Source organism: Leucobacter sp. M11 (assembly GCF_035726885.1).
Taxonomy (GTDB): domain Bacteria; phylum Actinomycetota; class Actinomycetes; order Actinomycetales; family Microbacteriaceae; genus JAPFRB01.
The window spans coordinates 128588-130758 of the sequence record NZ_JAPFRB010000002.1 but is presented as its reverse complement, the minus strand read 5'-3'; the positions used below and the strand labels follow the sequence as shown (position 1 = coordinate 130758).

Sequence of the window (2171 nt, the reverse complement as noted above, 5' to 3'; positions counted from 1 at the left end):
ACCGTGAAGTTCGCCTCGGGGTGCGCCTCGGCGAGCGCCTGCGCCTTCTCCGGGGAGCGGTTGTACACCGCGACGCGGTTGCCCTCGCGGCTGGCGAGGTTCCGGGCCAGGTTCGAGCCCATCACGGCGAGGCCGATGACGGCAACGTTTGCCAGCGCGGCGTTCTCGCTCGGGGTGTTCGTCGTCTCGATCATGTGGGGTGCTCCTCCGGGTTGCTGGTGCGGGAGCCGCCCGCGATCGGTGGATGGCGAGGGGACTCCAAGCATCAGATTAGCCGGAGGAGCCGTGCTCCGGTGAATACGGGCGTGGTTTCGTGGCCGTGTCCCTCGCGCGCGCGAGGCCGGCCCCGAGGGTGTAGACTGAATAATTGCACTTCGGCGAGGGACGCTTCGGCGTCCGTTATCGACGCGGTTGAGGGGCTTTGCGGCTGTCCTGATCGTTGCGACCAGCGAGAAGTTGAACACACACCGAGAGCCCCCGGGCTCATGAAACACGGCGAGATCCGGCACCGCGACCGGCCGCCCCAAGGAGACACACCATGAAGCAGGAATACACCCTCGCCGGCACGGCCCGCGAGACCTTCGGCAAGGGCGTTGCCCGCAAGCTCCGCGCTGCTGGCCAGACCCCCGCCGTCATCTACGGTCACGGCACCGACCCCATCCACCTGTCGGTCGAGGCCCACCCGCTGAGCCTGATCGTCCGTCGCGCCAACGCCCTGATCGAGGTCGACCTCGACGGTGCCAAGCACCTCGTCCTCGTGAAGGACGTGCAGCGTGACCCCGTGCGTCAGATCATCGAGCACATCGACCTCATCATCGTCAAGGAGGGCGAGACCGTTGAGGTGGAGGTCCCCGTGATCGTTGAGGGCATCTCCTTCTCCGGCACCAACGCCCTGCTGGAGCTGCAGACCATGCGTCTCTCGGTGCCCGCCACCAGCATCCCGCAGAACATCACCGTGAACGTGGACGGCCTCACCGCCGGCACCATGATCCTCGCTGGCCAGATCGAGCTCCCCAAGGGCAGCACGGTTCTGGACGACGCCGAGCAGCTCGTCGTCAACATCGTTGAGCCCCGCGGCGCCAGCGAGGACGAGGACGGCGAAGAGGCAGCTGCCGAGTAAAGCCCTACCTCGAGCCCGTTGGAATCGTTCATGTCGTTTCGTGAGTGGTTCCGACGGGCTCGTTCCCGTTTCTCCCCCGAGGCTTCGGGGGAGCGCTTCCTGCGAGACGCGCAGGAATCGCAGACACCGTTGGAGGATGGCGTGGCCGCAGAGAGCTGGCTGATCGTGGGGCTCGGGAACCCGGGGGCCAAATACGAGGCGACCCGGCACAACGTCGGCCAGATGGTGCTGGACGAGCTCGCGACCCGGCTCGGCGGCTCCTTCAAGAGCCATCAGTCGAACGCCCGCGTCCTGGAGGGCCGGGTGAACCCGGGGGAGCCGAAGCTGATCCTGGCGAAGCCGAACACCTTCATGAACCTCTCCGGTGGGCCCGTGGCCGGGCTGGCCAAATACTACGGGATCGAGCCGGATCGCGTGATCGCGGTGCACGACGAGCTCGACATCCCCTTCGACACGATCAAGCTCAAGCGTGGCGGCGGCCACGGCGGCCACAACGGCCTGCGCGACATCCAGAAGGCCCTGGACACCCCCGAGTTCAACCGGGTGCGCACCGGCATCGGCCGCCCGCCCGGCCGTCAGGACCCGGCCGACTACGTGCTCAAGCCCTTTTCCGCCCAGGAGCGCGAGACGCTGCCGATGCTCGTCGGCGACGCCGCCGACGCGGCGCTGCTCCTCGTGAGCGAGGGGCTGACCGCGGCCCAGCAGCGCTTCCACGGCGCGGGCGGTGGGGCGTGAGTCTCGCGGGGCTGCCCCGGCTGCTCGAGTCCTCGCCGAGCTTCGCGCGCGCGCTGGAGCAGGCGGGCCACAGCGCCGGCTTTTCCGTGGTCGAGGGGCTTCGCGCCCCGCTGATCGCGGGCCTGCTCACCCGCCGCCGGGCGGACGGGGACACCGGGGCCCTGCTGCTGATCGCGGCAACGAGCCGCGAGGCGGAGTCGTTGCGCGGCGAGCTCGTTTCGCTCGTGCCCGGGATCACCGCCGTCGAATTTCCCGCCTGGGAGACGCTCCCGCACGAGCGGCTGAGCCCCTCCGCGGAGACCGTGGGTCGGCGCTT

Annotated in this window: 4 protein-coding genes; 3 read left to right on the top strand and 1 reads right to left on the bottom strand. The window is 69.0% G+C overall.

The window, feature by feature from the left end; genetic code table 11:
- Positions 1 to 266 (bottom strand): NAD(P)-binding domain-containing protein (locus OOT08_RS04725; RefSeq protein WP_442916183.1); only part of this gene is annotated, 266 nt, incomplete at its 3' end.
- Positions 267 to 538: 272 nt separating this feature from the next.
- On the opposite strand from OOT08_RS04725, the gene OOT08_RS04720 reads away from it, so the two are divergent.
- The 3 genes from OOT08_RS04720 to OOT08_RS04710 all read left to right on the top strand — a co-directional run.
- Positions 539 to 1120, top strand: a complete 582-nt coding sequence (locus OOT08_RS04720) for a 50S ribosomal protein L25/general stress protein Ctc (RefSeq protein WP_325091408.1) — start codon at positions 539 to 541, stop codon at positions 1118 to 1120.
- Between the two features lie 141 nt (positions 1121 to 1261).
- Entirely contained in the window at positions 1262 to 1855 is a 594-nt protein-coding gene (pth, locus tag OOT08_RS04715; protein WP_325091406.1) for an aminoacyl-tRNA hydrolase, read from the top strand.
- Positions 1852 to 2171 (top strand): hypothetical protein (locus OOT08_RS04710; protein WP_325091405.1); only part of this gene is annotated, 320 nt, incomplete at its 3' end. The genes pth and OOT08_RS04710, both read left to right, overlap by 4 nt.